This window comes from Streptomyces sp. NBC_00775 (assembly GCF_036347135.1).
Classification (GTDB): domain Bacteria; phylum Actinomycetota; class Actinomycetes; order Streptomycetales; family Streptomycetaceae; genus Streptomyces; species Streptomyces lutosisoli.
The window spans coordinates 5,007,040-5,034,031 of record NZ_CP108938.1; the positions used below are offsets into that span (position 1 = coordinate 5,007,040).

27 protein-coding genes are annotated in these 26,992 nt (G+C 70.3%); 11 read left to right on the forward strand and 16 right to left on the reverse strand.

Going from position 1 to position 26,992, the window contains the following annotated elements:
* The first annotated feature begins 90 nt into the window (after window positions 1-90).
* Window positions 91-936: an SDR family oxidoreductase gene (locus OIC96_RS22330; protein ID WP_330306133.1), complete on the forward strand. Its 846-nt coding sequence runs from the start codon at window positions 91-93 to the stop codon at window positions 934-936.
* 185 nt (window positions 937-1,121) lie between these two features.
* On the opposite strand, the gene OIC96_RS22335 is transcribed toward OIC96_RS22330, so the two are convergent.
* Both OIC96_RS22335 and OIC96_RS22340 read right to left on the reverse strand, forming a co-directional pair.
* Window positions 1,122-1,919: a flavodoxin family protein gene (locus tag OIC96_RS22335; RefSeq protein ID WP_330306132.1), complete on the reverse strand. Its 798-nt coding sequence runs from the start codon at window positions 1,917-1,919 to the stop codon at window positions 1,122-1,124.
* Between the two features lie 151 nt (window positions 1,920-2,070).
* Window positions 2,071-2,754: a HalD/BesD family halogenase gene (locus tag OIC96_RS22340; protein ID WP_330306131.1), complete on the reverse strand. Its 684-nt coding sequence runs from the start codon at window positions 2,752-2,754 to the stop codon at window positions 2,071-2,073.
* Between OIC96_RS22340 and OIC96_RS22345 the strand changes: the two genes are divergently transcribed.
* On the forward strand, window positions 2,741-3,031 hold the full coding sequence (locus OIC96_RS22345) for a hypothetical protein (RefSeq protein ID WP_330306130.1): 291 nt from the start codon (window positions 2,741-2,743) through the stop codon (window positions 3,029-3,031). The two genes, OIC96_RS22340 and OIC96_RS22345, sit on opposite strands and share 14 nt — an antisense overlap.
* Window positions 3,032-3,121: 90 nt before the next feature.
* Here OIC96_RS22345 and pyrB read toward each other — a convergent pair whose 3' ends face one another.
* Both pyrB and OIC96_RS22355 read right to left on the reverse strand, forming a co-directional pair.
* Entirely contained in the window at window positions 3,122-4,168 is a 1,047-nt protein-coding gene (gene pyrB / locus OIC96_RS22350; protein WP_330306129.1) for an aspartate carbamoyltransferase, read from the reverse strand.
* Window positions 4,169-4,426: 258 nt separating this feature from the next.
* Entirely contained in the window at window positions 4,427-5,266 is an 840-nt protein-coding gene (locus tag OIC96_RS22355) for an NUDIX domain-containing protein (protein ID WP_330306128.1), read from the reverse strand.
* 339 nt (window positions 5,267-5,605) lie between these two features.
* Between OIC96_RS22355 and OIC96_RS22360 the strand changes: the two genes are divergently transcribed.
* The gene (locus OIC96_RS22360) at window positions 5,606-7,525 is read left to right on the forward strand and encodes an NAD-binding protein (protein ID WP_330310218.1); all 1,920 of its coding nucleotides are present in this window, start codon (window positions 5,606-5,608) and stop codon (window positions 7,523-7,525) included.
* A 183-nt stretch (window positions 7,526-7,708) separates the two neighbouring features.
* On the opposite strand, the gene OIC96_RS22365 is transcribed toward OIC96_RS22360, so the two are convergent.
* Complete coding sequence (locus OIC96_RS22365; RefSeq protein ID WP_330306127.1) at window positions 7,709-9,550, reverse strand: S9 family peptidase; 1,842 nt, start codon at window positions 9,548-9,550, stop codon at window positions 7,709-7,711.
* A 70-nt stretch (window positions 9,551-9,620) separates the two neighbouring features.
* Between OIC96_RS22365 and OIC96_RS22370 the strand changes: the two genes are divergently transcribed.
* The 3 genes from OIC96_RS22370 to OIC96_RS22380 all read left to right on the forward strand — a co-directional run bounded on the left by OIC96_RS22370 (window position 9,621) and on the right by OIC96_RS22380 (window position 11,761).
* Complete coding sequence (locus OIC96_RS22370) at window positions 9,621-10,445, forward strand: class I SAM-dependent methyltransferase (RefSeq protein ID WP_330306126.1); 825 nt, start codon at window positions 9,621-9,623, stop codon at window positions 10,443-10,445.
* Between the two features lie 66 nt (window positions 10,446-10,511).
* On the forward strand, window positions 10,512-10,886 hold the full coding sequence (locus tag OIC96_RS22375) for a nuclear transport factor 2 family protein (RefSeq protein WP_330306125.1): 375 nt from the start codon (window positions 10,512-10,514) through the stop codon (window positions 10,884-10,886).
* A 44-nt stretch (window positions 10,887-10,930) separates the two neighbouring features.
* The gene (locus tag OIC96_RS22380; RefSeq protein ID WP_330306124.1) at window positions 10,931-11,761 is read left to right on the forward strand and encodes an SURF1 family protein; all 831 of its coding nucleotides are present in this window, start codon (window positions 10,931-10,933) and stop codon (window positions 11,759-11,761) included.
* 275 nt (window positions 11,762-12,036) lie between these two features.
* On the opposite strand, the gene OIC96_RS22385 is transcribed toward OIC96_RS22380, so the two are convergent.
* The 4 genes from OIC96_RS22385 to OIC96_RS22400 form a co-directional block, all read right to left on the reverse strand.
* Complete coding sequence (locus OIC96_RS22385) at window positions 12,037-13,197, reverse strand: hypothetical protein (RefSeq protein ID WP_330306123.1); 1,161 nt, start codon at window positions 13,195-13,197, stop codon at window positions 12,037-12,039.
* Window positions 13,194-13,769, reverse strand: a complete 576-nt coding sequence (locus OIC96_RS22390) for a SigE family RNA polymerase sigma factor (protein ID WP_330310217.1) — start codon at window positions 13,767-13,769, stop codon at window positions 13,194-13,196. Before OIC96_RS22390 ends, OIC96_RS22385 begins: the two co-directional genes overlap by 4 nt.
* Before the next feature lie 467 nt (window positions 13,770-14,236).
* A complete protein-coding gene (locus OIC96_RS22395; RefSeq protein WP_330306122.1) occupies window positions 14,237-15,313 on the reverse strand; it encodes an aspartate-semialdehyde dehydrogenase in 1,077 nt (358 codons plus the stop codon).
* A complete protein-coding gene (locus OIC96_RS22400) occupies window positions 15,313-16,605 on the reverse strand; it encodes an aspartate kinase (protein WP_327430413.1) in 1,293 nt (430 codons plus the stop codon). The genes OIC96_RS22395 and OIC96_RS22400 overlap by 1 nt, the downstream gene beginning before the upstream one ends.
* A gap of 295 nt (window positions 16,606-16,900) precedes the next feature.
* On the opposite strand from OIC96_RS22400, the gene OIC96_RS22405 reads away from it, so the two are divergent.
* The gene (locus tag OIC96_RS22405; RefSeq protein WP_330306121.1) at window positions 16,901-17,590 is read left to right on the forward strand and encodes a response regulator transcription factor; all 690 of its coding nucleotides are present in this window, start codon (window positions 16,901-16,903) and stop codon (window positions 17,588-17,590) included.
* The gene (locus OIC96_RS22410; protein ID WP_330306120.1) at window positions 17,587-18,888 is read left to right on the forward strand and encodes a sensor histidine kinase; all 1,302 of its coding nucleotides are present in this window, start codon (window positions 17,587-17,589) and stop codon (window positions 18,886-18,888) included. Before OIC96_RS22405 ends, OIC96_RS22410 begins: the two co-directional genes overlap by 4 nt.
* Here OIC96_RS22410 and OIC96_RS22415 read toward each other — a convergent pair.
* Window positions 18,854-19,351: an SgcJ/EcaC family oxidoreductase gene (locus OIC96_RS22415; RefSeq protein ID WP_330306119.1), complete on the reverse strand. Its 498-nt coding sequence runs from the start codon at window positions 19,349-19,351 to the stop codon at window positions 18,854-18,856. The genes OIC96_RS22410 and OIC96_RS22415 overlap by 35 nt on opposite strands.
* 212 nt (window positions 19,352-19,563) lie before the next feature.
* Between OIC96_RS22415 and OIC96_RS22420 the strand changes: the two genes are divergently transcribed.
* The gene (locus OIC96_RS22420) at window positions 19,564-20,283 is read left to right on the forward strand and encodes a sulfite exporter TauE/SafE family protein (RefSeq protein WP_330306118.1); all 720 of its coding nucleotides are present in this window, start codon (window positions 19,564-19,566) and stop codon (window positions 20,281-20,283) included.
* Window positions 20,284-20,377: 94 nt separating this feature from the next.
* Window positions 20,378-20,911 (forward strand): DUF3592 domain-containing protein, encoded by a 534-nt coding sequence (locus tag OIC96_RS22425; RefSeq protein WP_330306117.1) that lies wholly within the window; start codon window positions 20,378-20,380, stop codon window positions 20,909-20,911.
* A gap of 182 nt (window positions 20,912-21,093) precedes the next feature.
* On the opposite strand, the gene OIC96_RS22430 is transcribed toward OIC96_RS22425, so the two are convergent.
* The 6 genes from OIC96_RS22430 to OIC96_RS22455 form a co-directional block, all read right to left on the reverse strand.
* A complete protein-coding gene (locus OIC96_RS22430; RefSeq protein WP_330306116.1) occupies window positions 21,094-22,275 on the reverse strand; it encodes a tetratricopeptide repeat protein in 1,182 nt (393 codons plus the stop codon).
* A 51-nt stretch (window positions 22,276-22,326) separates the two neighbouring features.
* Window positions 22,327-23,658 carry a trypsin-like serine protease gene (locus OIC96_RS22435; protein WP_330306115.1) on the reverse strand — a complete coding sequence of 444 codons (1,332 nt, stop codon included), beginning with the start codon at window positions 23,656-23,658 and terminating at the stop codon, window positions 22,327-22,329.
* A 24-nt stretch (window positions 23,659-23,682) separates the two neighbouring features.
* A complete protein-coding gene (locus tag OIC96_RS22440) occupies window positions 23,683-23,994 on the reverse strand; it encodes a trypco2 family protein (protein ID WP_330306114.1) in 312 nt (103 codons plus the stop codon).
* Window positions 23,995-24,142: 148 nt separating this feature from the next.
* Window positions 24,143-24,802, reverse strand: a complete 660-nt coding sequence (locus tag OIC96_RS22445; protein WP_330306113.1) for a DUF5063 domain-containing protein — start codon at window positions 24,800-24,802, stop codon at window positions 24,143-24,145.
* Window positions 24,795-25,394 (reverse strand): recombination mediator RecR, encoded by a 600-nt coding sequence (recR, locus tag OIC96_RS22450; RefSeq protein ID WP_086772885.1) that lies wholly within the window; start codon window positions 25,392-25,394, stop codon window positions 24,795-24,797. Before recR ends, OIC96_RS22445 begins: the two co-directional genes overlap by 8 nt.
* 115 nt (window positions 25,395-25,509) lie before the next feature.
* On the reverse strand, window positions 25,510-25,854 hold the full coding sequence (locus OIC96_RS22455) for a YbaB/EbfC family nucleoid-associated protein (RefSeq protein WP_330306112.1): 345 nt from the start codon (window positions 25,852-25,854) through the stop codon (window positions 25,510-25,512).
* A gap of 360 nt (window positions 25,855-26,214) precedes the next feature.
* Between OIC96_RS22455 and OIC96_RS22460 the strand changes: the two genes are divergently transcribed.
* Complete coding sequence (locus OIC96_RS22460) at window positions 26,215-26,955, forward strand: SLATT domain-containing protein (protein WP_330306111.1); 741 nt, start codon at window positions 26,215-26,217, stop codon at window positions 26,953-26,955.
* The last annotated feature ends 37 nt before the right edge of the window (window positions 26,956-26,992 follow it).

Here is a 26,992-nt window from a genome sequence, read left to right on the forward strand (position 1 = left end):
GCCCAGCAGCACCTGAAGAGCACCTGAAGAGCACCACCGAACCACACAAACGCCTCGCAACACCCGAAAGCATCTACAAAGGAACATCTCATGAGCAAGGTCATTCTCGTCACCGGTGCCGGACGCGGTCTGGGCACGGACATCGCCCGCGAAGCCCTCGCCGCCGGCCACCAGGTCGTCGCCACCGGCCGCCGCCCCGAAGAGGTCGAGAAGACCCTCGGCGGACCGCAGGACGATCTGCTGGTCACCAAGCTGGACGTCACGAGCCTTGAGGACGCCGAGGCCGCCGCGCAGGCCGCCGTCGACCGCTTCGGCCGCATCGACGTCCTGATCAACAACGCGGGCAATTTCTTCGCCGGCTACTTCGAGGAGATCACGCCCGCGCAGATGCGCCGGCAGATCGAGACCAACCTCTTCGGCCCCATGAACGTCACCCGCGCCGTCCTGCCCATCCTGCGCAAGCAGCGCGCCGGCCACATCATCACGCTCTCCTCGTCCGCCGGTCTGATCGGCCAGGAGTTCTGCGTCGCGTACGCCGCCTCCAAGTTCGGCGTGGAGGGGTGGATGGAGTCGCTGCGCTACGACGTCGAGCCGTACGGCATTCGCACCACGGTCGTAGAACCGGGCTTCTTCCGCACCGAGCTGCTCGTGGACGCCTCCACCACCTGGCCCGAGCCGACCATCGAGGACTACGCCGAGCGCACCACGGCCACCGTCGCGGCGTGGAAGAGCATGAGCGGCCGGCAGTCCGGCGATCCCGTCAAGCTCGCCAAGGCCCTGCTGACCATCGCCGGCCAGGCCGAGCCGCCGCTGCGTTTCGTCGCCGGCGCCGACGCCATCGAAGGTGTCGAGGCCAAGGCCAGGGAACTCCTCGCCCAGGCCCAGGCATCCCGCGAACTGGGCGGCGACCTGGCCTACGACGACGCCACCGCCTGACACACCCGGGTCCGGGCCGGGAGTTCACGCCGCAGCGGTGAGTCCGGGCCGCGCAGCCGTTCTCCGGCTGCGCGGCCCGGTGGTTGCGGCCCGGCGGCTGACGGCACGGATGACGACGCCCCGCGATCCGCTTCCAGGTACGCCGACGAGTCGGGCCACCGGCCTCCCGTCGCGCGGCGCCCGCTTCAGCGGTAGTCGGGGTTGGGCGCGTCGAGGCGGCAGCCGGCGTCCCACTCCGAGCGCTGGTTGCCGTGGGCCGGAATGCCGTTGGCGCGCTTGAGCATGGCTGCCATGTGCATGAGGTTCCAGGCCATGAATGTGGTGTTGCGGTTGGTGAAGTCGTTCTCCGGGCCGCCCGAACCGGGGTCGAGATAGGAGGGTCCGGGTCCCGCCGGGCCGATCCAGCCCGCGTCGGCCTGCGGTGGGATGGTGTAGCCGAGGTGCTGGAGGCTGTAGAGGATGTTCATGGCGCAGTGCTTCACGCCGTCTTCGTTGCCGGTGATCAGGCAGCCGCCGACGCGGCCGTAATAGGCGTACTGGCCCTGGGAGTTGAGCAGTCCCGAACCGCCGTAGAGCCGCTCGATGACCTTCTTCATGACCGAGCTGTTGTCGCCGAGCCAGATCGGGCCGGCCAGCACCAGGATGTCCGCGGCCATCACCTGCTCGTGCAGCGCCGGCCAGGCGTCCGTGGCGAAGCCGTGCTCGGTCATGTCCGGGTAGACACCCGGCGCGATGTCGTGGTCGACGGCGCGTACGACGTCCGTGGCGACCCCGCGCGCGTCCATGATCGCCCGGCTCTTGTCGATCAGCCCCTGGGTGTGACTCTGCTGGGGCGACGGCTTGAGCGTGCAGTTGATGATCAGGGCACGCAGGTCGTCGAAGCGGTACGAGTCGTCGAGCGGGTTCGGGTTCGGGTTCGGGTTCGGGTCCGACGATGACGGGGGCGCTGACTGGGGCGATGACTGGGGCGATGACTGGGGCATGGAGGCTCCTTCGCGCGGGACCGCCGGGGCGGGTCCCCCACGCCGGTCCGAGCCGTGGCTCCAGAGCAGCTTCTCGCGCCGATCCTGGACTCGGCCCCACCGACGCGGAGACGAGCGCCCCACGGGGCAGGATCGTCACCCGGTCTGGGCACTACGCGTACAGTTCGCGGGCCGACGGCGTCGCGCGCGGTGTCACGGAGCCCGTCGTGTAGGCGAAGTTGAGCACGGTACGGCGTACGCCGGAGCGGGTGAGCGGCGTGACGCGGTGGGCGGTGGTGTCGCTGCGCAGGAGATAGGCGTCCCCGGGTCGGTGGTGAGCCGCGCGCGCCTGCCCGGCATCCAGGTCGCCGAGGGAGGCGGCCCTGGGTGCGTGGGCGAGGAGGCCGCCGTCCGCCGGGGTCTCCGGTGCTTCGAGGAACAGGACGAGTGCGTAGGGGTAGTCGTCGGTGTGGGCGCCGTGGGTGTCGCCCTTGCGGTGCAGGATGTTGAGTACGTGGCGTTCGAGCGTGTCGGGGACGGGGACGGGCCGTTCGCCGGTGAGGCTGCCCAGCAGGTCGAGCAGCACGGGGTCCGCGTACAGGTCGGGAATCAACCGCGATTCCCGGGCGATGACCTGGCCGCCGAGCGTCGTCATGTGCCGGGGTGAGCCGTCCATGCACGCCATCGTGAAGTCGCGGCGCCGCGCGATCCTCTCCAGCCGCCGCGCCTCCTCGCGCAGCGCGTCGAGGCCGTCGGCGGTGAGCAGCCCGGGCAGGGGCAGATAGCTGTCGGCGTGGAAGCGGTGACGTGCGACGTCGGCCTGGTCCTGCGGGATACGGGCCATGAGTGCGGGCACGGGCGGGAACCCTCCGGTCGATGGTCTGCGGCAGCAAGACCCGTCCCCGACGGCTCCGGACTTCATTCGCCAACGGGCCGAATCGGCTGAAAACCGGCAGAGCATCGCCGCATACGTGGCCGCACAGGCGGTCGCGGGCGTCCGGCAGTCAATCGTCATGAACGGTATGCGGAGAAAGGAGACCAGCTTGAGAAAGAAGGCGCTCACCATCGCGGCGGAAACAAGTGGAATTCGATATGTGAAATCCGATGCATGGAATCCGATATGCGAGATCTGATGCGTGGAGAAATCCCCGGCAGGGTCCCCCGCCTTTCCTCAGCGCTCATTCCGTTCCCCGGGGGGGGACGGCTTTGCGTGCTGTGAAACGTCAGGGGGCGATGTTCTTGTAGAACGGGGCGTCGTCCGGGCCGGTGTAGTCGGGGCGGTACCAGGCCGCCGGACGCAGGGAGTCGGGAACGGCGTCGGCCACGCCGAGCACCGAGGAGAACAGGGCCATCCGCATCGGGATTCCGGCGTCGGTCTGCCGGAAGACCGCGAGCCGGGGGTCGTCGTTGAGGTCCGTCGCCAGGTCGTTGGAGCCCGGGCGGCCGTCCCTCGGCAGGGGGTGCATGATCACCGCGTCCTCCCGGCACACCCGGCTGACCAGTGCCTTGTCGATGCGGAAGGCGTCGCTGTACGGCATCGGCCGGTCCGCGAAGCGTTCGGTCTGCAGGCGGGTCGCGTACACCAGGTCGGCGTCCTTGAGGCCGATCTCCGGCTGGTCGCTCAACTCGACCGTGTGGCCCCGGCTCTCGGCCAGCTCCAGCAGGTGGACGGGCATCCCGAGGGGCTCGGGGGCGACACAGACGATGGTGAGGTCCTCGTACAGGGTGACCAGCCGCATCAGCGAGTGCACCGTACGGCCGTGCCGCAGGTCGCCGACCAGGGCGATCCGGCGGCCGTCCAGGGTGCCCCCGGTACGGGTGAACTCCCGGTGCAGGGCGAACATGTCGAGCAGGGCCTGCGTCGGGTGCTCGCCGGCTCCGTTGCCGCCGTTGATCACCGGTATGTTCGTGGCCGCCGCGAACTCGTGAACGGCGGCCTCCTCGGGGTGCCTGATCACGATGATGTCGCAGTATCCGCTGACCACACGGCTGGTGTCGGCCAGCGACTCGCCCTTGGCGATGGACATGATCTCGGCGCCGGTCGTGGTGGTCACCCCGCCGCCCAGGCGCATGAACGCGGCCTCGCAGCTGAGCCTGGTACGGGTGCTCGCCTCGAAGAAGAGACTGGCCATCACCGCGCCTTCGAGGATCCGGGTCACCTGCCGGCCCCGGGCCACCGGTGTCAGCACGTCCGCCAGTTCGAAGAGCCGCTCCAGTTCGTCCCTGTCGAAGAGATCGCTGGAGAGGATGTGCTTTCCGGTGAGTGACATGGCGGATCTGGCTTCCTTTGGGTGTTCAGCAGTGACCGGCCTCCGCATTCGGGGCGCCGACAGTGTACGGGGCATGCGTTTTACCGGAGATATCGGGTTCCGCCCCGCCGCGGGAAACAACGGGGCGGACATTCGGTGGAATTACGTCGGACTCCGCGGCCGGCGAGCGCCACCAACTCCCACCCACGAAACATTCCGCTGGTGCACTCTCCTGGCGACCATCGTTGCCGGGTCCGTGCCGAGGCACCGGCCCTGCGTTCAGGAGGTCGCCGGTACCCCGTCCACGAGCTCCGCGGGACCGGTCCCGGCAGCCGCCAGCACGGCGAGCGACTGCCGCAGTTGCCCCCACGACACGGGAGGAAGCAGCGCCTCGGCCTCCTCCGGCGAGCACATCCGCCACTCCGCCAACTCCGCCTCCTGAAGCCGGACCTCCGCCAGGTCCCCGTCCTCCAGCGCCCCGCCGTCGAAGACATGCACCATCCGGGGCCGGCCCTCCCTTCGGTTCACCCAGTCCACGCTCAGCAGCCGTCCGGGAGTACACCGCAGGCCGGTCTCCTCCCGGATCTCGCGGACGGCCGCCTGGCGGGGTGTCTCCCTCCCGGCCTCGACGGTGCCGCCGGGCAGCCCCCAGTGCCGTTCGTCGCGCCTCGGCTGATACCGCACCAGCAGGATCCGTCCACGGCTGTCGGTGAAGAGCACCCTGGCCTTGGCCACCGCCCCAGGAAGCGCCGCCGGCGCGAGCGGCACGGGCGGCGCGGACGGCACCAGGACCAGGCGGAACTCGTTGCCCTCGGGGTCCCGCATGGGCTGGAACGAGTCCTGCTCCTCAGCGGCCGGCAGGGGCAGGGTGGCGGCGCCGAGCTCACCGGCCCGAGCGCGGGTGGCCTCGATGTCCGCCACCGCGATCTCGAAGGGGCGGCAGTCCCCTCCCGCCCCGCCCTCCGATACCGGCTGGAAGGCGAGTTGAGGAAACCCCGGCGCCCCGACGTGGACCGCTCCGCGATCCCGCGCGACCGCCGTGCCGCCCAGCAGGGATGCCCAGAACCGGGCCAGGGCCTGCGGGTCATGGGCGTCGAGGACTATCTGGTGCAGGTACATGCGGGGAGCGTAGCCATAGCCTCTGACCGTCCCTGGGGGCCCAAAGGACTGCGCAGTTCCCCGCGCCCCTATTTAGGCGATGCCCGCGGAGGACACCCGGCCGCGGCTCGGGCCCGGCTATCCGGCGCGGCCGGCCGAACGGGCCGAGGTGCGGGAGCGGTTCGGGGAGTAAGGCATTCCTGGGGCCCGACGCCCGGCGATTCGTGTCCGTACGTGGGCACTTGGCACTGGCCGGCCCGCCCCTGTGGAACCACCCGTCCCAGTACGGCAGTCTTCTCTCCCGTGGGGAACCCGGGGAACCTTCCGTCTCAGAGCGCGTCCGCCGACGCCGCCGCGCACATGATGGTGGCCGGGGACGACGCCCTGGCACACCGGCTGGCCGCCGAACTGCGCGGAGTGTACGGCGAGCAGGTCACCCTCGTCGTGCCGCCCGCCCAGCGGAGCGTGCGCCCACCGGTGGTGGGGCGGGCGCGGGCCACGGCCTTGTTCGACCGGGTGTCCGCTGCGGTGAACCGGGCTTCCGGGAACGGCGACTCGGGAGTCACCCGGACCGAACCCCCGCGCTCCGACCGTGTGTTGGAGGCCGCCGAACTCACCGAGGCCGTGTTCGCCGATGCGGGCGTCGAGCGGGCCGCCGCGCTGGCGCTCGTGTACGACGACGACGAGACCAACATCCGCGCCGCCCTCACCGCCCGGCGGCTCAACCCCCGGATCCGGCTGGTCCTGCGGCTCTACAACCGGCGCCTCGGGCAGCACATCGAGGCGCTCCTCGACCAGGCCTCGGCGCTGGCCGCGGCGGGTGCCGTAGCGGGAGCCGGTGCCGCGGGAAGCGACGATGCCGGTGACGGCGAGGCGTTCGACGCGTCCACCACCGTGCTGTCCGACGCCGACACCGCCGCGCCCGCGCTGGCCGCGACCGCCGTGGCCGGCACCAGCAAGGTCGTCCAGACGGACGGGCTGATGCTGCGCGCGGTGGAGCGGCCGCCGCCCGGTCCCGGGGAGGTCGCCGATCCGGGGCTGTGCACGCTGGCGCTGCTGTCCGCCACGACCAACGATCCCGCCGGCGCCGACGGGTCCGAGAGCAGTGGAGCGCACGGACCCCAACTCCTGCCCGACGAAAGGGCGGTGGCCGCCGCCACCGGGCGCGGGACCGTCGTACTGGAGAACGTCTCGTACTCAGGACCCGCGCTGTCCGCCGGGCGCAGCATCATGCCGTTCGGGTCGTTGCTGTCGCGGCGGCTACGGTGGTCGTTCGCCGGGCTGGTGGGGTGTGTGGTCGGCCTCGCCGTCGCGTCGATGATGGTCACCAGGGAGACCCCGCTGCACGCGACCTATCTGACGCTGCTCGATCTCTTCGCCATCAACGACCCCGCCATCGGGCAGCCCCTCGGGCGGCAGATCCTCCAGCTCTTCTCCGGGCTGGTCGGGTTGCTGCTGCTGCCCGTGCTGCTGGCCGCCGTGCTGGAGGCGCTCGGTACGTTCCGCAGCGGGTCCGCGTTGCGGAAGCCGCCGCGTGGGCTGTCCGGGCATGTGGTGCTGCTCGGGGTCGGCAAGATCGGCACGCGGGTGCTGGCGCGGCTGCGGGAGCTGCACATTCCCGTGGTGTGCGTCGAGGCCGATCCTGAGGCACGGGGGCTGGCGCTGGCGCGGCGGCTTCGGGTGCCGGTGGTGCTGGGGGATGTGACGCAGGAGGGCGTGCTGGAGGCCGCCAAGATTCATCGGGCGCATGCGCTGCTGGCGTTGACCAGCGCGGACACCATGAATCTGGAGGCCGCGTTGTACGCGCGGACCGTGCGGCCCGATCTGCGGGTGGTGCTGCGGTTGTACGACGACGACTTCGCGACCGCCGTGTACCGCACCCTGCGTGCCGCGTATCCCGATGCGCTCACCCGGAGTCGGAGTGTGTCGCATCTGACCGCGCCCGCGTTTGCCGGGGCCATGATGGGGCGGCAGATTCTCGGGGCGATTCCTGTGGAGCGACGGGTGCTGCTCTTCGCTGCCGTGGATGTGGGTGGGCATGCGCAGTTGGAGGGGCGCACGGTGGGTGAGGCGTTTCGGGCGGGGGCGTGGCGGGTGCTCGCCCTCGACACCCAACGCCAGGCCTCCGGCCCGGTGTCCGCCGAGCGGGCCTCGGGGCTGGTGTGGTCCCTTCCCTCCACGTATGTGCTTCGCGCCGAGGACCGGGTGGTGCTGGCGGCGACCCGGCGGGGGCTGGCGGAGCTGTTGGGACGACGGCCTCGGGAGCGGGCCGGAACGTAGGGTGCGGGTGGGCGGTTTTCGCCCCCGCCGCCCCTACCCGTCCCATCCCATACCTGGGGGCTGCGCCCCCAGACCCCCGCCAAAAGATTGCGCAGTTCCCCGCGCCCCTTAAAGACGGGGTGGTTCGTCGGCTGCGGGTGGGTGGGGGTTGCTCGCGCAGTTCCCCGCGCCCCTAAGGCCTGGTCACAGCTGTAGGTGCCTGTTGGCGAAGTCGAGTTCCAGGCGGACCTGCTTGATGCGTTCGTCGACGACGAGGGAACCGTGGCCCGCGTCGTAGCGATAGACCTCGTGGACGGCGTCGCGGGCGGTGAGGCGGTCGACGTAGTTGTCGATCTGGCGGATGGGGCAACGGGGGTCGTTGACACCCGCCGAGATGTAGACGGGAGACTTGACCGCGTCGACGTAGGTGAGAGGGGACGACGCCGAGAAGCGCTCGGGGACCTCCTCCGGGGTGCCGCCGAGGAGCGTACGGTCCATCGCCTTCAGGGCCTCCATCTCGTCGTGGTACGCCGTGACGTAGTCGGCGACCGGAACGGCGGCGATACCAAGGGTCCACGCGTCGGGCTGCGTACCCAGGCCGAGAAGCGTGAGGTAACCGCCCCAGGAACCGCCGGTGAGGATCAGCCGGTCGGGGTCGGCCAGCCCGGACGTCACCGCCCATTCACGGACCGCCGCGATGTCCTCCAGCTCGATCAGGCCGACGCGGTGCTTGAGCGCGTCCGTCCACTCACGGCCGTACCCCGTCGAGCCCCGGTAGTTGACCCGGACCACCGCGTAGCCGTGGTCCACCCAGGCCGCCGGGCCCGCCGCGAACGAGTCGCTGTCGTGCCAGGTCGGGCCGCCGTGGATGTCGAAGACGGTGGGGAGGGGAGTCGTCGCGCCCGCCGGCTTCTGGACCAGGGCGTGGATGCGGCCGCCCGGGCCCTCGACCCAGACGTCCTCCACGGGAACCGAGCCCGGGGACTTCAGGCCGGGGGGATCGAGGACGATCTCGCCGGTCGTCGAGCGGACCGCGGACGGCTCGGCGGCCGACGACCACAGGTACTCCACCGTGCCGTCCGGGCGGGCCGTCGCCCCGGACACCGTGCCGGGCGGTGTCTCCACCTTGACCAGCTCGCGGGACGCGATGTCGTAGCGCCACAGGTCGCTGCGGGCCTCGAAGCTGTGGGCGATGAGGAGGGCCGAACCGTCGGGATACCACTCGGCCGCCACGTCACCCGGCAGGTCCAGCGCCAGGTCCGTCTCCTCGCCCGACACGACGTCCCACACCAGCGGCTCCCAGCGGCCGCGTCGCTGGTGCCCGATGAGCAGCCGGGTGTCCCCGTCGACCGGGGCGAAGCCCAGCACCTCCAGGCCCAGCTCGACCGTGCCGCCCTTGGAGTCGTCGAGCTCCGCGACCGTCGAACCGTCCAGGCGCAGCACCCGCAGCGCCGAGTGCATCGCGTCGCCGTGCTCGGTGTGCTCGATCGCGATCAGCGAGCCGTCGTGCGAGAGGTCGCCGACCCCGGCCGACTCCCGGTGCCGGTAGATCTCCACGGGGGCCTCGCCGGTCCGGGCCACATGGATCGTCGAGCCGTCGTCGTCCGTCGAGCGGCCCACCACCGCCGTACGCCCGTCACGTCCGATGGCCAGCCCGGAGGGGTAGGAGGGTTCGAGACCGGCGACCGCCGGCTCGTCGGCGCTGTCCCCGTCCCCCTTCCTCTCCGCCTCCCCGGAGAATCGCTGGCGGCGCCAGATGCCGAACTCGTCGCCGTCCTTGTCGTCGAACCACCAGATCCACGCGCCGTCGGGCGAGAGCACCCCGTCCGTCGTGCCGTTCGCCCGGTGTGTGACCTGGCGCTGCTCGCCCGTCGCGCGGTCCCACGCGTACAGCTCGTACGTCCCTGTCGCGTTCGAGACGAACAGGGAGCGGTGCGGGGCGTCCTCCGCCCAGTCAGGCAGCGACACCCGCGGCGCGCGGAAGCGCTTCTCCCAGTCGGGCATGACAGCCTGCTGCTGCTCGATGGACCTGTTGCTCTCAGTCATGGCCCCATAGTGCCTGGCCCGCCCGACAATTCGCTGGCGAGGTCCCCAGCCTGTGGATAACTTCGCGCCCATGTACTCACCGACACCCGCCGACTGGCACGAGGCCAACCGCGCTCACTGGGATGAACGCGTCCCTCTGCACGTCGCCAGCGACTTCTACGACCTCGACGCCTTCCGCGCGGGCAAGGACGCCCTGCGCGACTTCGAACGCGCGGAGGTCGGGGACGTGACAGGACGGTCCCTTCTCCATCTGCAGTGCCATATAGGCGTCGACACCCTGTCGTGGGCACGGCACGGAGCCTCCCGCGTCGTCGGCCTCGACTTCTCCGAACCGGCCGTCGACGTGGCCCGCGATCTCGCCGCCGAGCTGGGCTTCACCGCCGACCGCGCGGCCTTCGTCGCCGCCGACGTGTACGACGCACGGGAAGCCGTACCGGACACGTCGTACGACATCGTCTATACGGGCGTGGGCGCGCTGTGCTGGCTGCCCGACCTCCGGCGCTGGGCCGAGACCGTCACCGCGCTCCTGTCCCCCGGCGGCTTCCTCTATCTCGCCGAGTTCCATCCGCTCACCGACATCCTCGACGACGAGACCGGCTCGCGGATCATCAACGACTACTTCACCCGGGACGCCTGGATCAACGAGCTGTCGGGCACGTACGCCGATCTGGACGCCACCACCACCAACAACCGCAGCGTGGAGTGGCAGCACCCGCTCGGCGAGGTGGTCTCCGCGCTCGCCGCCGCGGGACTGCGCATCGAGTTCCTGCACGAGCACGACGTCTCGCTGTTCCCGCGGTTCGGCTCGTTCGAGGTGCGTGACGGGTACCACCGCTTCCCGGCGGACCGGCCGCGCATCCCGCTCATGTACTCGCTGAAGGCGAGCAAGGCCTGACATCGACTTCAGGGTGTTTGTGCAGGTCAGAGGCGATTGTCAGTGGCCGGGTGCAGACTCTTCCGCATGACCGATCTGTGCAGGACAGTCGAGAGCTACTGGGCCACCGCCGACGCCCGGGACTGGACCGCGTTCGCGGACACGCTGGCCGACGGCGTCGTCTACTCCCTGCCGCAGACGCGCGAGCGCATCAGCGGCAGGGAGAAGTACGTCGAGTTCAACCGCGAGTATCCGGGCGACTGGCACGTCAGGATCGAGCGGGTCATAGCCGAGCCCGGCCAGGCCGTCACCTGGACCCACTTCACCGTGGGCCTGGAGGAGATGCACGCGATCACGTTCTTCACGGCGGACGAGCAGGGGCGCATCGCCACGGTGACGGACTTCTGGCCGGAGCCGTACGAGCCCCCGGCGGGCCGGGATCACCTGACCGAGCGGTACTGACCCCGCGGCCCGGCCGCGCGCACGAGCCCCGTACCTTGGAAGGCGTGTACCGGTTCCTGCTGACGCCCCGCTGGTGGGGGATCAACGTCTTCGTGCTGTTGGCCATCCCCTTCTGCATCTTCATGGGGTCATGGCAGCTGGGACGGTTCGAGGACCGGGTGCAGGACCACCGGGCGGCGGACAAGCAGGCCATGGCGGCCAAGACGGAGGCGGCCCGTCCGCTCGCCGAGCTGCTGCCCGTGGACACGAACACCTCCGGCAAGCAGGCCACCGCGACCGGCCGGTACGGCAAGCAGCTGCTCGTGCCCGACCGCGAGCTGGACGGCAAGCGCGGGTTCTATGTGCTGACGCTGCTGCGGGTCGACAGCGGCCAGGCACTGCCCGTCGTCCGGGGCTGGCTGCCCGGTGACGCGGACTCGGCGAAGGCGCCGGCCGCGCCCACCGGCGAGGTCACGGTGACGGGTGCGCTCCAGGCGTCCGAGAGCCCGGGGGCGAACGGCGTCAGTGCGGCCGGCGGTCTTCCCGAGGGGCAGACCGGCGCGATCAGCTCGGCGTCACTGGTGAACCTCGTGCCGTACAAGCCGTACGACGCGTGGATCACCCTCGAAAAGGCCGACAGCGGGATGAAGGCCGTACCCGCGACCGCCGCGCAGAACACCGGCCTGGACCTGAAGGCGTTCCAGAACCTCGGCTACACCGGCGAGTGGTTCGTCTTCGCGGGCTTCGTCGTCTTCATGTGGTTCCGGCTGCTGCGCCGCGAGGTGGAGTTCGCACGGGACACGGCACTCGGCCTGGCCCCGGCCGAGTCCGAGGAGCCGGCCGAGTCGCGGACCAAGGGCGAGAACGCCCCCGCGTCATCGTCGCCCACGACGTAGACGCATCACCGCCGCCCACCGCCCAGCCGACACGCACCCGCACCCGGCGACGCACGACGGCCCCACCCACCCCCACCCGGTACGACGCCGCACCCGCGGTCGGCGACGCACCGAAGGGGCCGTGCCGGTACGTCCAGCCCGTCGCATACGGGGTTATGGGCAAGTTCATGCTGTGGCAGCAAGCAGTAATGCCCACCGGCGACGGGCTGGACGTACCGGCACGGCCCCGCCCCCAACGACGCACCGCACCGCACAGCCCAGCGGAGCGCCTACGCTCAGGACGACGCCAGGATCCCCGTGTGATACACCGTGCCCGCGCACGCGTTGGACACGGTCTGTGCCGCCGTGGCCGAGCCCGTCGCCGCCGTGCTGGAGACGACGACGCTGCCGTCGGCCACGCCGTCCTCCGTGACGAGCTGGGTTGAGGTGCCGCTGCTGCCCGCGGTGTCGGTGGTGGTGCCGGTGTCGGTGGTCTCCGTCGGGGACGGGTCCGGTGAGGGCTCCGAAGTGGTCGGACAGGTCTCCGAGGGAACCCAGGCGAACTTCACCACGTACGAGGCGCCCGGCTGGAGCACCAGGGAGGTGACCTCCGTGGAGGGGTCCGGCAGCCCGGTGGCCGCGTCGCCCGACACATGGGTCGCCACACCGATCTTGGCGGCGTCCGCGGCACCCGCCGCGGTCGCGGTCACGGTGCCCGCGCCGGTGACCGTACAGGCGGCCGTGGACACGTTCGAGACGGTGAAGGAGCCGTAGACCGCGCCGGTGGAGTCCGGGGCGGCGACGGTGCCGGTGGCCCCGCCGAGCTGCGTCGACGTACAGGCCGTCGCGGTCACGGACGAGGCCGTCGGATTCGCTCCGCCCGCGGTGGCCCCGCCGCTGGTGCTCTTGCCCTTGTCCGGCGTGCCCTTCTGGCCGTCCGTGCCCTTGTCCTGGGACGTCCCGGAGGAGCCGCCCGCGACCTTCCCGTCGCCGCCGTCCGTGCCCTTGTTCGAGCCCGCGCCGCCCTGCGCCTGCGAGCTGTTGGCGGCGATGGACGGGTCGGCGTTCGAACCGGTGGAGTTCGAGACGTGCACCAGAGCCGGGACGGCCGTGCCGATGAAGAGCGCGGCGGCGGCCATGCCGACCACGGCCTGGCGCTTGCGGGCCCGTCTGGCCGGAACCGCGCGGCGCAGGTGCTCCAGGGTGCCGTCAGTGGGTTCGATCTCGTCGACGGCCTGGTGCAGCAGCCGCCGCAGTGCCAGCTCGTCCGAGCCGAGCCCTTCGGGGCCCAGTGCGTCCGGGCCCGGGGTATGGGGGCCGTGTCCGTCGGGGCCGTGGTTCACAGTTCCGTTCCCAGCATGCAGCTCGTGCTCGTCTTCGTGGGGCGCGCGCCGGTGCATCGGCTCGTGCCACTCATAGGGCTCGTGTCGGTCGTGGGTGCCACGTCGCTCGCTCATGCCGGGGCCTCCATGGCGATACGGAGCGCCGCGATGCCGCGCGAGCCGTACGCCTTCACCGATCCCAGCGAGACGCCGAGCGTCTCGGCGACCTGGGCCTCGGTCATGTCCGCGAAGTAGCGCAGGACCAGGACCTCGCGCTGGCGGCGCTGGAGTCCCTTCATGGCCTTGATCAGCGCGTCGCGCTCCAACTGGTCGTACGCGCCTTCCTCGGCGCTCGCCATGTCGGGCATCGGCTTCGAGAGGAGCTTGAGGCCGAGGATGCGCCGGCGCAGGGCGGAGCGCGAGAGGTTCACGACGGTCTGGCGCAGATACGCCAGCGTCTTCTCGGGGTCGCGGACGCGTTTGCGCGCCGAGTGCACCCGGATGAAGGCCTCCTGGACGACGTCCTCGCAGGAGGCGGTGTCGTCGAGAAGGAGCGCCGCGAGACCCAGGAGCGACCGGTAGTGGGCGCGGTAGGTCTCGGTCAGATGGTCGACGGTGGTACCCGCCGCCAGGCTGTCCTCAGCGCCGTCGCGCTGGTTCGGTATGCGGGCCGGCCGCGCTGCGGGCATCGGCGCGATCACCGGCATGCCGCCGGGCGCGCCGGGGCTGCGGAGTCGGCGGGGTGGACGTAGGGCTGTGCCCCTCGTCTGGACCGCGGTGAATTCGAGTACCTCTGCCACGCCTGTTGGACACGCGTCCCCCCGAGAGGGTTGTACGCATCAGGCATCGCTTTTGCGTCAGGCACCCCGTTTGACTGTGCGTCAAATGCCCTCATGCGTACCAGCTCATCCCCTATGACCCATATGCCATACCGCTCGGACGCCCCTGAATGGCGACCGCAAAGACGCTCCCCGCCCTCCGCACGGTTGCGGAGGACGGGGAGGGAAATCTTCGAACGTTGAGCGGGTTCGTTTCAAGTGGTCCGGACCATTACTCCAGCCACAGAAGTCACACAGATTCTACAAACGAATCCCTCGACGGCCACCGAGATTCCGGCTGCCGGACATCCGCAGCGCAGAACCTGCGGAACCCTCGCACGTCCTGAACGCCGAACCTACGCCCCGATGATCTCCGCCGCCACCAACTCGGCGATCTGCGCGGTGTTCAATGCAGCACCCTTGCGCAGGTTGTCGCCGCACACAAACAGTTCGAGAGCGGTCGAATCGTCGAGAGAGCGGCGCACCCGGCCCACCCAGGTCGGGTCGGTGCCCACCACGTCGGCGGGTGTGGGGAACTCACCGGCGGCGGGGTTGTCGAACAGCACGACCCCGGGGGCGGTGGCGAGGATCTCCCGCGCCTTGGCGACGGTGACCTCGTCCTGGAAGCGGGCGTGGACGGTCAGGGAGTGCGTGGTGACGACGGGGACGCGTACGCACGTCACGGCGACCTTCAGCTTCGGCAGCCCGAGGATCTTGCGGGACTCGTTGCGTACCTTCATCTCCTCCGAGGACCAGCCGTCCTCGGCGAGGGACCCGGCCCACGGCACCACGTTCAGCGCCACCGGCTCCGGGAACGGCCCCGTCTGGTCGCCCACGGCCCGTCGTACGTCACCGGGGCTGGTCCCCAGTTCCGTACCGGCGACGAGCGTCATCTGGCGGCGCAGGGTGTCGACGCCCGCGCGGCCCGCGCCGCTGACCGCCTGGTAGCTGGACACGACCAGCTCGCGCAGCCCGAACTCGGCGTGCAGCGCGCCCAGGGCCACGATCATGGAGAGGGTCGTGCAGTTCGGGTTGGAGATGATCCCGCGCGGGCGCACGCGCGCGGCGTGCGGATTGACCTCGGGGACGACCAGGGGCACGTCCGGGTCCATCCGGAAGGCGCCGGAGTTGTCGACGACGACCGCGCCCTTGGCGGCGGCGATGGGCGCCCACTGCGCCGACACCTCGTCCGGTACGTCGAACATCGCGACGTGGACCCCGTCGAAGGCCTCCTCCGACAGGGCCACCACCTCGACCTCCTCGCCGCGCACGGCCAGCTTGCGGCCGGCCGAGCGCGGGGAGGCGATCAGACGGATCTCGCCCCAGATGTCCGCGTGCTGGGACAGGATCTGGAGCATGACCGTGCCGACGGCCCCGGTCGCTCCCACGACCGCGAGCGTCGGGCGCCCGGTCCGAGACCCGGTGGGAGCCATCAGCGGCCCGTGCCTCCGTAGACGACGGCTTCGTCGCTGTCGGAGTCGAGGCCGAAGGCGGTGTGCACGGCGCGCACGGCCTCGTTCACGTCGTCGGCGCGGGTGACGACCGAGATACGGATCTCGGAGGTCGAGATCAGCTCGATGTTGACCCCGGCGTCGCTGAGCGCCTCGAAGAACCCGGCCGTGACACCCGGGTTCGTCTTCATGCCGGCGCCGACGAGGGAGATCTTGCCGATCTGGTCGTCGTAGCGCAGCGACTCGAAGCCGATGCCGGCCTTGGCCTTCTCCAAGGCGTCGATGGCCTTGCGGCCCTCGGTCTTGGGGAGGGTGAAGGAGATGTCCGTCAGGCCGGTGGACGCGGCGGACACGTTCTGCACGATCATGTCGATGTTGATCTCGGCGTCGGCGACGGCGCGGAAGATGACAGCGGCCTCGCCCGGCTTGTCCGGGACGCCGACGACCGTGATCTTGGCCTCGGAGGTGTCGTGAGCGACACCGGAGATGATGGCCTGCTCCACCTTCTGGTCCCCTTGCTGCTGTGTCTTCTGAACGAGTGGTTCGCTGCTGACCCAGGTGCCCTGGAGTCCGGAGAAGGACGAGCGCACATGGATCGGGATGTTGTAGCGGCGGGCGTACTCCACACAGCGGTGGAGCAGCACCTTGGAGCCGGACGCGGCGAGCTCCAGCATGTCCTCGAAGGCGATCCAGTCGATCTTCTTCGCCTTCTTCACCACCCGCGGGTCGGCGGTGAACACGCCGTCCACATCGGTGTAGATCTCGCACACCTCGGCGTCCAGCGCCGCGGCGAGCGCGACGGCGGTGGTGTCCGAGCCGCCGCGGCCGAGGGTGGTGATGTCCTTCTTGTCCTGGCTGACGCCCTGGAACCCGGCGACGATGGCGATGTTGCCCTCGTCCAGCGCGGTGCGGATACGGCCCGGGGTGACGTCGATGATCCGGGCTTTGTTGTGGACCGAGTCGGTGATGACGCCTGCCTGGCTGCCGGTGAACGACTGGGCGCTGTGGCCCAGGTTTTTGATCGCCATGGCCAGCAGTGCCATGGAGATCCGCTCTCCGGCGGTCAGCAGCATGTCGAATTCCCGCCCGGAAGGCATCGGAGACACCTTCTCGGCGAGATCGATCAGCTCGTCCGTCGTGTCGCCCATCGCGGAAACGACCACGACCACCTGGTGGCCGTTCTTCTTCGCTTCCACGATCCGCTTGGCGACGCGCTTGATGCCCTCGGCATCGGCTACGGAGGAACCTCCGTACTTCTGCACGACAAGGCCCACGTGCGCTCCTCGCTCAGTCCGTCTCTGCACCGCACAACTGCGGTCGGCTCAGTCTAACGAGCGGCCGGAATTCCCTTTCGGGGTATCGCATCGTGAGATGTCCCGCTCACGACGTGATCACTCGGGATGTCAGGCCAACCGGGTCCTCCGGCCGCTCCGGGACGGCACCTGCCCGCGCCCCGTCCCGCCACTCCGGAAAGTGCCCTGTGTCACACGGGAGGTCAGGGGGAACGCCAGGGGGAGAAGCGTCGGGCGAGACAGACGTGACTTAATTTTCAAGCACTAGGGTTCGCCTGTGCGCGTACTCCTGGTGGAAGACGACGAGCCGGTCGCCGAATCGCTCCGGCGCGGACTGCTGCGCTACGGCTTCGAGGTCGAGTGGGTGACCACGGGAGGCGCGGCGCTGGCACACGAGGGCCCGTACGACGTCGTCCTGCTCGACCTCGGCCTGCCCGACACCGACGGCCTCGACGTCTGCAAGGCGCTGCGGGCGCGCGGCGGGATCCCGATCATCGTGATCAGCGCGCGCAGCGACGAGACGGACCGGGTGGTCGGCCTGGAGATCGGCGCGGACGACTACGTCTCCAAGCCCTTCGGCGTACGCGAGGTCATCGCGCGGATAAGAGCGGTGATGCGCCGCGTACAGCCGCCCGCCCCCGCGACCGCCGGCCCCGACCGCTACGGCTCCCGCCTCACCATCGACCGCAAGGCCGCCCGCGTACGACTGGACGGCGAGGAAGTGGCCCTCGCGCCCAAGGAGTACGACCTGCTCGCGTTCCTCACCGAGGAGCCGGGGGCGCTGATGTCGCGCGAGCAGATCATGGAAGCGGTCTGGGACGCGAACTGGTTCGGGCCGACGAAGACGCTGGACGTCCATGTGGCGGCGCTGCGGCGGAAGCTGGCGGGGGCGCTCACCATCGAGGCGGTACGGGGAGTCGGCTTCCGCCTGGACATCGACGAGCCGGGCGGCGGGTCCTCGGGATGATCCGGCAACTGATCGTCAGTTACGTCCTTCTCGTCGCCGTCGCGCTGACCGCCTTCACCGTGCCGGTGGCCTTCACCCTGACCGCGCAGCTGCGCGGGGACACCGAGGAGTCCGTACGGCGGGAGGCCCGGACCATGGCGCTGCTGCTGGCGGACGGGGACGCGGCGTCGCGGGCGGCCCTGACGCGGATGTCCGTGGCGTACGCGGCCGAGACCCCCGGCGCGGTGCACGTGCTCCCGGCCTCCCAAGCGCCGGCGGCCGGGCGGACCACGGCGCACTGGGGCGGCGGCGAGCTGAAGGTGACGGCTCCGGCGAAGCGGGACGGCCGGACTGTGGGGGCCGTACAAGTCACCTACCCCACCTCGGACTTGACGTCACGGCTCTGGCGGATCTGGGGTTTCCGCGCGGTGCTGGCCGTGGGCGTACTCGCTGTGGCGGCGGGCCTCGGCGCGCTCGTGGCACGCCGGCTCACCCGCCCCCTGCGCCAGTTGAACGACATGGCGACCCGCTTCGGCGACGGCGACCTCACCGCCCGCTCACCCGTCACCGGCCCCCCGGAGACCCAGCAACTGGCCCGCACCCTCAACTCCGGCGCGGAACGCCTCGACATCCTCGTCGCCTCCCAGCGGATCTTCGTCGCCGACGCCTCGCACCAACTCCGTACGCCCCTCACGGCGTTGCGGCTGTCGCTGGACAACATCGCGGACGGCGTCGAGGACGACTTCGTCCGCGAGGACGTCGAGCAGGCGACGGCCGAAGTGGTCCGGATGAGCCGCCTCGTGAACGGCCTGCTGGTCCTCGCGCGGGCCGAGGCGAAGGTGTCCGCGACGGAGGCGCTGTCGCTGCCAGAGCTGGTGGAGGACCGGCTGGCGGTGTGGAGACCGGCCGCCGAGGAGCGCGGTGTCACCATCGCGCGGGAGGGGGAACCCGGCGACCGGTCGCTCGTGCTGGCCAGCCCCGGTCACCTCGACCAGGTGCTGGACAACGTCCTGTCGAACGCCCTGGAGGTCTCCCCGGACGGATCGACGATCACCGTGCGGGTGCAGGCCCGCTCCGACGAGGTCGTGCTGTCGGTCCTCGACCAGGGCCCCGGCATGTCGGACGCGGAGAAGTCCCGCGCCTTCGACCGCTTCTGGCGCGGTCAGGGCCTGACCGGGCGCTCCGGGTCCGGGCTCGGCCTCGCCATCGTCAAGCAGCTGGTGACCGACGACGGCGGGACCGTGACCCTCAAGGACGCTCCCGGGGGCGGGCTGTGCGTGGCGATCAGCCTTCGGGCATCATCGAGGAGTGGTGGTTGACGATCAGCCACTCGCCGCCGCGCTTCTCGTACTCGTACGTGTAGCGGGCCTCGACGACGCGCTGGGCGCCGGTGTCCGGGTCGGTGAGCGTGAACTCGTACAGGCCGGTGTCGATGGCAGAGTTCTTGTCGAGGACGTTGACGATCGTCTCGATCTTCTTGCCGACCGGCTTGTTCGCCAGGAAGTGCTCGAAGTAGTCGACGATCTCCGCGTGGTCGGTCCGGATCCGGTTCGACACGGTGGGCAGGAGCACGGCGTCGGAGGCGTAGCGGTCGGCCACCTTCTCCGGGTCACCGGTCCGCAGCGCGGCGTTCCAGCCGTCGAAGAGCGCGGCGATCCGCGCCTTGGTGGGCCGCGTGTCCTTGTACTCCGGACCGGCCTGGCTGACGCCGACGCCCACGCTGGTGACGACGAGGGCGGAGGCGGCGACGATCACGGCACGCTTGCGTATCTGGGGCTTCACGAAGTCTCCGGTGCGAGTGGGGGCTGCTCCGCTGCGGTGGGAGCGACTCCAGCCTCGCGGCGCGCGGGTTAGGGGCTGCCCAGGGGACGTGCAGGGCTGATCCAACTCCCGTCCAACTCACGGGGAGTGACACGGGATTACGCTCCGGGGTGCGCCCGGTGGCTGGCCGGGCCGGCCTGCGTGCGCGGCGATCCGCGGGGCAAGATCCCTCCGTGACAGGAGAGTTGACGCTGTGCGGCATCGTGCTGGTGGGGTCCTGTGTGCAGTGGCTCACCGGGATGGGGTTCGCGCTCGTCGCCGTACCCGCGCTGGTGCTGCTGCTCGGGTCGGCCGACGGCGTCGTGCTCGCCAACTGTGCCGCCGGGGCGATCAGCGTCGTGGGGCTCGCGGGCGGATGGCGGAGGGTACGGCCCCGCGCGATGGTGCCGCTGTGCGTGGCGGCGGCGTGCACGGTCCCGGCGGGGGCCTGGCTGGCACGACGGCTGCCGGAGCCCGCGCTCCTAGTGTTCATGGGCGCCCTGGTGACCGTCGCCGTGGCGCTCGTGATGCGCGGCGCACGGGTACCGGCCCTGCGCGGGACCAAGGGCGCGGTGGCCGCGGGGGCTGCGGGCGGATTCATGAACTCCGCCGCGGGGGTGGGCGGACCACCGGTGTCCTTGTACGCGCTCAACGCCGGCTGGACGGTACGGGAGTTCGTGCCGAACGCGCAGTTCTACGGGGTCGTGGTCAACGCGTTCTCGGTGGCCGCGAACGGGGTGCCCCACCTCGGCGCTTCGCGCTGGGCCCTCGTGGTGACGGGGATGGCGGTGGGCGCCGGGATCGGAAGGGTGCTCGCGGGACGGGTGCCGGAGAAACAGGCCCGGTGGCTGGTGCTGTTGCTGGCGCTGACGGGCGGGCTGACGGCTTTGGGGAAGGGACTGTGGGGGCTGTGACTGCCCCGCCCCGCCGTGATGACCGGGGACGGCATCGATTACGGTGCCGCCGCGGGGCCGACGCAAACGCAACGGCCCTGAGGAAGGAATTCCGGTGGAGAGTCGTCCGGTAGAGAGTGTGCTGAGCAGGCTGAGCCGATGGTGGCCGACGGCGGCGGCGGTCACGGTGGCACTGTTCGGCGTTCTGATCCTGACGATCCAGATTCGCCAACTTCACGGCAGCTACCAGGAATTGGCGAACCTGCGCGAGCACGGGCGCCACACAACGGCTCACGCCACCGTTTCCACCACCTGCTCCTCCGGAGTGCGCGACACGACCTGCGACACGTCCTCGGTGTGGCTCGACTTCAACGACACCTCCGGCGACCCCGTGGACGAGCCGGAAGAGACGATCGACGGCTCCCTCTACGTCCCCGACGGCCACCGGGACGCCGAGGGCCGGGTGGCGACGACGGTCGTCTACGACCCCGCTCACCCGGATCTGGCACAGGCCGAAGGCGCCCTGGACCAGGGGGTCCTCGACCTGGCGACCCACCACTGGATCGCCCTGACCATCGGGCTTGTTGCGCTCGGCGCTGGGATCAGCGGTGGCGTCGCGGCGTGGCCGCCGCGGCGGGCTGGGCGATGAAGGCGGCCCAGGCGGGGGGCGGTTCGGCGGGGCCGCGGGGCGTCGTACGGTCGCGTACATCGGGATTCCGGCGCTGGACGGGAACACGTGGCCGTTGCGGTGGTACAGCGAGCCTACGGTTACGGCGCCGTTTGTGGAGGCGGGGCGGTTGCGGGGGGTGTTGGGACTGGTGGGGTTGTAGGTCAGGGCTGGTGGGCACGCGCGGCGGACAGATTCCCGCGGACAGTCTTTGTCGTCGGGTGGTCCTCGCCCAGTACCCGAAGGCAGTCAGCCAGCGCCCGCTCGTACAGCGGGATTGCCCGCACCACATCTCCTAACACCAGATATCCGCCGGCCAGGTTGTTCCGCGAAGCCAGCGTGTCCGGGTGATCCTCACCCAACAGCCTCACACGATCCTCCAACGTCCGCTCGTACAAAGGGATCGCTCGCGCCGCATCTCCCGACGCCCTATACGCGTAAGCCAGGTTGTTCCGCGAAGTCAGCGTGTCGCGGTGATCCTCACCCAACACCCGCACATGTTCCTCCAACGTCCGCTCGTACAAAGGGATCGCCCGCATCACATCCCCCGACGCCCTATATGCGTAAGCAAGGTTGTTCCGCGAAGCCAGCGTGCCCGGGTGATCCTCACCCAACACCCGCACGTAGTCCTCCAACGTCCGTTCGTACAAAGGGATCGCCCGCGCCGTATCCCCCGACATCGCATACGCGCCAGCCAGGTTGTTCCGCGAAACCAACGTGTCCCGGTGATCCTCACCCAAGACCCGGATAGCCGCTGCCAGAGAGCGAACGTAGTAGTCGGTCGCCTGACTCAACTGCCCTTGCCCTTGGAGGAACTGTCCTGCCCAAGTGAGTATCAGGTCCATCGCAGCCGTGTCCTCGCCCGGATCGCGTGCATCAAGGATGGCCTCGACGTGTGGGAGTAAGGCTCTCCAAGTCGGCCAGCCCGCGACGTTCACGCGGGGCTCGTTCGGAAGTTCGTCGAGCAGCAGCCCCGTCGCCCGTTCGCGCGCAGTCAGGATGCGCTCCCGATCACGATGCGGGTCGTCCCCCGACGGCGTGCGGCCCACCCTCTGGACCAGGCGGTGAACACCGACCCCCGCCCGATCAAGCGTGATCATGTTGTAATCGGCCAACAGCCCCAGGAGCTGAGCAAGGTCGACCGGATCCTGGGCCAGCGGCTCGAACAGGGCGCGCGGAATGGCGGTCGGGGCGTACCACGCCGCGATCCGCAAGATTTCAACCGCCCTGGGATCCCGCTCCTCAAGCACGTCGAGCGTGATGCGCCAGATCCGCGCGACCGTCCGTGCCGGGTCGGAGCCGCCCGGTGCCGCATCCGTGGCGCGCTGGGGGTGCAGGCGCAGCATGGCGCTGTACTCGGCGATGGTGATCCCGGTCTGGGCGATGAAGGCCCCCGCCTATTCCAGTGCGAGCGGCAGATAGCCCAGCTCATCCGCCAGGGCCCGGGCCTCGTCGGCGTCGGCGTCCTCGACAAGGCGTGACAGGAGGACCAGCGCGGCCTCCTCGTCCAGCACGGGCAACGAGATCGGCTCGCACACCCAGCCCCGCTTGTACCGGCTTGTGATCAAGTGACGGCCGGATGCTCGTAGTTGGCCAGTCCAGGCGTGCACATCCTCCGGCTTCTCCGCGTTGTCGAAGACCAGGAGCCACCCAGGATGCGTCTGCAACCATCCCACCGCCCACTCGGCAGCCTGCCCGGTGGTGAGGCCGTATGCCTCTTCGCCCCGCAGGCGGGCCGTGAGCGCGGCAAATCCCGCCTCGATCAGCTCAGGAGTGTCCGAGCGCATCCACCACACCAGCCGGTATGCCCCCGCATGGTCGTGCGCGTAGTGCAGGGCCAGAGTCGTCTTCCCCACACCTCCGAGCCCGTGCAGTGTCTGCGTGATCGTCTGGGAGTCCGCCGAAAGGGCCTTCTCCAGCTCGGCCATCGCCCCCTCCCTGCCGACGAAGATCGGCGACGGCGGCTCCGGCAGGTTGTTGACACCCGGCGGGACTTCGACGTCGTACACCGTGCGCCGCGGCCTTTCGGGACCGGCAGCCGTGACCTCCTCCGGGACCAGCTCGCCCCCGCCCTCCCTCCTCACCGCCTCCGCGAACCCGGGCCGGGCCGCCAGCGACACCACGGACACGGCCGTCAACTGGTCGGCCACGTAATCCCGTTGCCGGTCGGTCGTCACGACCCCGATGAGCCGTCCGCTCGCGAACAGCGCCGCCCCGGACGCTCCCGCCCACCGCGACTTCTGGTCCGGCCTGCCGGGAACGGCGACCCCGTCCACGTACGCCGTGATCAGGCCACCGGACTTGAGCCCGGTCAGCGTCTCGACGTGGCCGCGGATCTCCTTCGTGTCGCGGACGCCGCCGTCACGCAACTCCGACCGGGGAAATCCGACCGCGACGCACTTCAGCCGCTCGTCCCGTACGACCGTGCCGTCGATGCGGCCCCATCGGACGGGTTCGCCGCCTGGCGGTGGCTGCCATCCGGGGTCCGTGATCCTGATCAACGCCCCGTCCGCCTGCGGCTCCCGCCCCAGATCGGGCGTCACCGTCGGCCACAGCACCTCGGCCGCGACCCACTTCGGGGCGTCGGCACCGAGCGGGCGGACTTCCAACCCACCGCCGCCCAGCACACTGTGAAGGGCCGTCAGGATCAACCGATCCGCGACCAGATAGCCGGTCCCCGCGCACTTCCCGACCGGGTTCCAGATCTCCATGACCCGGCGTACGTCCACAGGCCAACACCCCCGTGCTCCCCGTTACTTGGGGCGTTCCCCGGAGTCGTCCGCGATACGCAGATCCGTGCCGTCGGTGTCGATGGGCTGGAGGGTGAGCTTGACGCGGCTCGTCGTGCCCTTGGAGCGGGAGGCCTTGGCCTCGGCGCCGAACGGCAGGACCAGCACCTTCGCGCGGGCCTCCGCGTCCTTCTTCACGTCCACCGTGAACTCGACCTCGACGGGGCCGGTGCGGAACTGAATCTCCTGTCCCGCCCCGTCCCGCGCCGCCTGCTGAAGCTCCGACCGGATGGCACCGATCGCCTCGGCCAGACCCGCCCACGTCTCATCCGCCACCGAGCGCCCCCTCGTTCCCGTACGCGTCCCCGTACGCGTCCCCGTACACGCGTTGTGAGCGGCAGCGTACTCGCCGTGCCCTGTGCTCCGCGCCCAATGCGCAGATGTGCGGGCGGGCGGGGCGCGCGCACGCCCGTCCGCCCCGCCGTTACGTGACCTTCCGCAACCCCAGCGGCTCCGCGATCTCCTCCACCATCACTTTGCCCGCTTCCTCCGCGAGAGCGTCCTCGCCGAGGTCCTGGTCGGTGTCCAGGCCGTTCAGCTCCTCCAGGGGCTGGTTCAGGCGGACGTGGGCGACCACCGACTGGAGGGCGCGGAGGGCGGCCGATGCCGTGGATCCCCAGTTGGAGAAGTACGAGAACTGCCACCACCACAACGCTTCGGTGGTGCGGCCCGCGCGGTAGTGGGCCATGCCGTGGCGGAGGTCGGTGATGACGTCCGCCAGGTCGTCCGAGATCCGGGCGGGGACCGGGGCCTTGCGGGGCTCGTAGGGGTCGAAGACCTCCGAGTACACGTCGATCGGCTCCAGCATCGTCGCCAGGCGCTCGCGGAGTTCGTCGACGTCCGGCTCCGGGCCCAGGTCCGGCTCGTAGCGCTCGTCGGGGACGATGTCCTCGTGCGCGCCGAGTCGGCCGCCGGCCAGGAGGAGCTGGGAGACCTCCAGGAGGAGGAAGGGGACCGCCGAGTCGGGCTCGTCGCCCTTCGCGACCTCCGTGACGGCTACCAGGAAGCTCTCTACCTGGTCCGCGATCTGGACCACGAAGTCGTCGGGATCCTGGCTTGTCGCGTGCAGCGTGGCGTCAGACATCTAGGAGTCGTCTCCCCTCGAAGGCGCGGCCGAGCGTGACCTCGTCCGCGTATTCCAGGTCGCCACCCACAGGGAGGCCGCTGGCCAGGCGGGTGACCTTGAGGCCCATGGGCTTGATCATGCGGGCGAGGTACGTGGCCGTGGCCTCGCCTTCCAGGTTCGGGTCCGTCGCGAGGATCAGCTCGGTGACCACGCCGTCGGCGAGACGGGCGAGGAGTTCTCTTATCCGCAGGTCGTCGGGGCCGACACCCTCGATCGGGCTGATCGCGCCGCCGAGGACGTGGTACTTGCCCCGGAACTCACGCGTCCGCTCGACCGCGACGACGTCCTTCGGCTCCTCGACCACGCAGATGACCGACAGGTCGCGGCGCGGGTCGCGGCAGATGTTGCACAGCTCCTCCTGCGCGACATTGCCGCAGGTCGCGCAGAAGCGGACCTTCGCCTTGACCTCCATCAGACACTGCGCGAGACGGCGGACGTCCGTCGGCTCGGCCTGAAGGATGTGGAAGGCGATCCGCTGCGCGCTCTTGGGACCGACGCCGGGGAGCCGCCCCAGTTCGTCGATGAGGTCCTGGACCACGCCTTCGTACAACGGATTGCCTTTCCTGAGTTCCTAAGTCCCTGAGTTCCCGAGTTGCCGAGTCCTGAGTTCCCTCGTCCTGAATCCTGCTCGTCCTGGTGCGTACGGTAGTTGGCGTTCGCCTGTCTTAGAAAGGCAGGCCCGGGATGCCGCTGCCGCCGCCGAGGCCCTGGGTGAGCGGGCCGAGCTTCTGCTGCTGGAGCGCCTGCGCGTTCTCGTTCGCCGCCTGGACGGCCGCGACGATCAGGTCGGCGAGGGTTTCCGTGTCCTCGGGGTCGACCGCCTTCGGGTCGATCACCAGGGCACGGAGCTCGCCGGAGCCCGTCACGGTCGCCCTGACCAGACCGCCGCCCGCCTGGCCGTCCACCTCCGTCCGCGCCAGCTCCTCCTGCGCGTTCGCCAGGTCCTGCTGCATCTTCTGGGCCTGCTGGAGCAGCTGCTGCATATTGGGCTGGCCACCACCGGGAATCACGATCAGCTCCTGGTTTCGTACGGCTGTGTATACGTCTGTCTGGACCGTTTTTCCTGTCCAGCATGAGCCTACGTGGTCTACGGGCCCGTCGCCCAAGCACTCTTTCGAGTGAGTCGATCCCTTGGCCTATACCTGATCAAGACCCCCTTCCGGGCGGAAAAGCGAAGAAACCCGGTCCATCGCCACCCATTGGGCGGTAGGAAGGGGGCGGCGCTTTTGCACCACGCGTCACGTGATGTCACACACCGTTATCGCTTGCTGCTTGCCGCTTGTCGCTTGCTGCTTGTCGCTTGCTGCTTGTCGCTTATTGCTTGTCGCTTATCGCTTATCGCTGTCGCCGTCGTCAGTAGGGAGTGCCGGGTGAGTCAGCCGGAGATGCAGCCCGAGGGGCCGCCCCAGGACGGGCGGGGCGACGGGGCGGCGGCGCTGCGGCCGGGTGACCTGACCGGGCGGCCGTTTCCGCTCGGGGACTGGGGGGAGCCCGCCGAGCGGCTCCACGAGCTGTACCAGTGGGTGGAGCAGGGCGCACTCGACACGGCTTCCTGGTATCTCGCGGACCGGGTGTGGAAGCGGTGGTGGGCGTGGGCGCTGCGGGGCGGGGCCGCGGTGGGGGCCGTGGCCGGGGCCGCGCTTCCCCTGCTCGACCTCACCGGGGTGGTGGGCGGGGGTGCCGCCTGGGGGTATCTGGCGTTGCTGCTCGGGGTCGCCTGTGTCGCGGGGGACCGGTTCTTCGGGCTGACCTCCGGGTGGATAAGGGATGTGGCCACGGCTCAGGCCGTGCAGCGGCGGCTTCAGGCGTTGCAGTTCGAGTGGGCGTCGGAGAGTGTGCGGGAGGTTCTGGGGCCTGCGGACGGGACGGCGAGTGAGGCTGCGGAGCGGTGTCTTGGTGTGCTGCGGAGGTTCTCCGAGGACGTGACGGAGCTGGTCCGCGTCGAGACCGCGGACTGGATGGTGGAGTTTCGGACCGGGCCCGCGCCGTTGGGGATTCAGTCGTCGTTGGCCGGGGTGCCTCGGGTGGAGGGGTCCGTGAACGGGCGGGTGCCGTTGCCCCCGGGCACCCGGCCGAACATGCCTCGCCAGCGGCCGCCCGAGCCTCGGTAGGGGGTTTTCGCCCCCGCCGCCCCTACCCGTCCCATCC

What these genes read in the sequence shown, in the direction of transcription:
- pyrB (WP_330306129.1), bottom strand. Translation starts at nt 4,168, where the DNA reads ATGTCACTCACCGGAAAGCACATCCTCTCCAGCGATCTCTTCGACAGG.
- OIC96_RS22410 (WP_330306120.1), top strand. Translation starts at nt 17,587, where the DNA reads ATGATCCGGCAACTGATCGTCAGTTACGTCCTTCTCGTCGCCGTCGCG.
- OIC96_RS22335 (WP_330306132.1), bottom strand. Translation starts at nt 1,919, where the DNA reads ATGCCCCAGTCATCGCCCCAGTCATCGCCCCAGTCAGCGCCCCCGTCA.
- OIC96_RS22385 (WP_330306123.1), bottom strand. Translation starts at nt 13,197, where the DNA reads ATGAGCGAGCGACGTGGCACCCACGACCGACACGAGCCCTATGAGTGG.
- OIC96_RS22360 (WP_330310218.1), top strand. Translation starts at nt 5,606, where the DNA reads ATGATGGTGGCCGGGGACGACGCCCTGGCACACCGGCTGGCCGCCGAA.
- OIC96_RS22430 (WP_330306116.1), bottom strand. Translation starts at nt 22,275, where the DNA reads ATGCTGCGCCTGCACCCCCAGCGCGCCACGGATGCGGCACCGGGCGGC.
- OIC96_RS22345 (WP_330306130.1), top strand. Translation starts at nt 2,741, where the DNA reads ATGAGTGCGGGCACGGGCGGGAACCCTCCGGTCGATGGTCTGCGGCAG.
- OIC96_RS22375 (WP_330306125.1), top strand. Translation starts at nt 10,512, where the DNA reads ATGACCGATCTGTGCAGGACAGTCGAGAGCTACTGGGCCACCGCCGAC.
- OIC96_RS22445 (WP_330306113.1), bottom strand. Translation starts at nt 24,802, where the DNA reads ATGTCTGACGCCACGCTGCACGCGACAAGCCAGGATCCCGACGACTTC.
- OIC96_RS22365 (WP_330306127.1), bottom strand. Translation starts at nt 9,550, where the DNA reads ATGACTGAGAGCAACAGGTCCATCGAGCAGCAGCAGGCTGTCATGCCC.
- OIC96_RS22355 (WP_330306128.1), bottom strand. Translation starts at nt 5,266, where the DNA reads ATGTACCTGCACCAGATAGTCCTCGACGCCCATGACCCGCAGGCCCTG.
- OIC96_RS22370 (WP_330306126.1), top strand. Translation starts at nt 9,621, where the DNA reads ATGTACTCACCGACACCCGCCGACTGGCACGAGGCCAACCGCGCTCAC.
- OIC96_RS22395 (WP_330306122.1), bottom strand. Translation starts at nt 15,313, where the DNA reads ATGGCTCCCACCGGGTCTCGGACCGGGCGCCCGACGCTCGCGGTCGTG.
- OIC96_RS22330 (WP_330306133.1), top strand. Translation starts at nt 91, where the DNA reads ATGAGCAAGGTCATTCTCGTCACCGGTGCCGGACGCGGTCTGGGCACG.
- OIC96_RS22390 (WP_330310217.1), bottom strand. Translation starts at nt 13,769, where the DNA reads ATGCCGGTGATCGCGCCGATGCCCGCAGCGCGGCCGGCCCGCATACCG.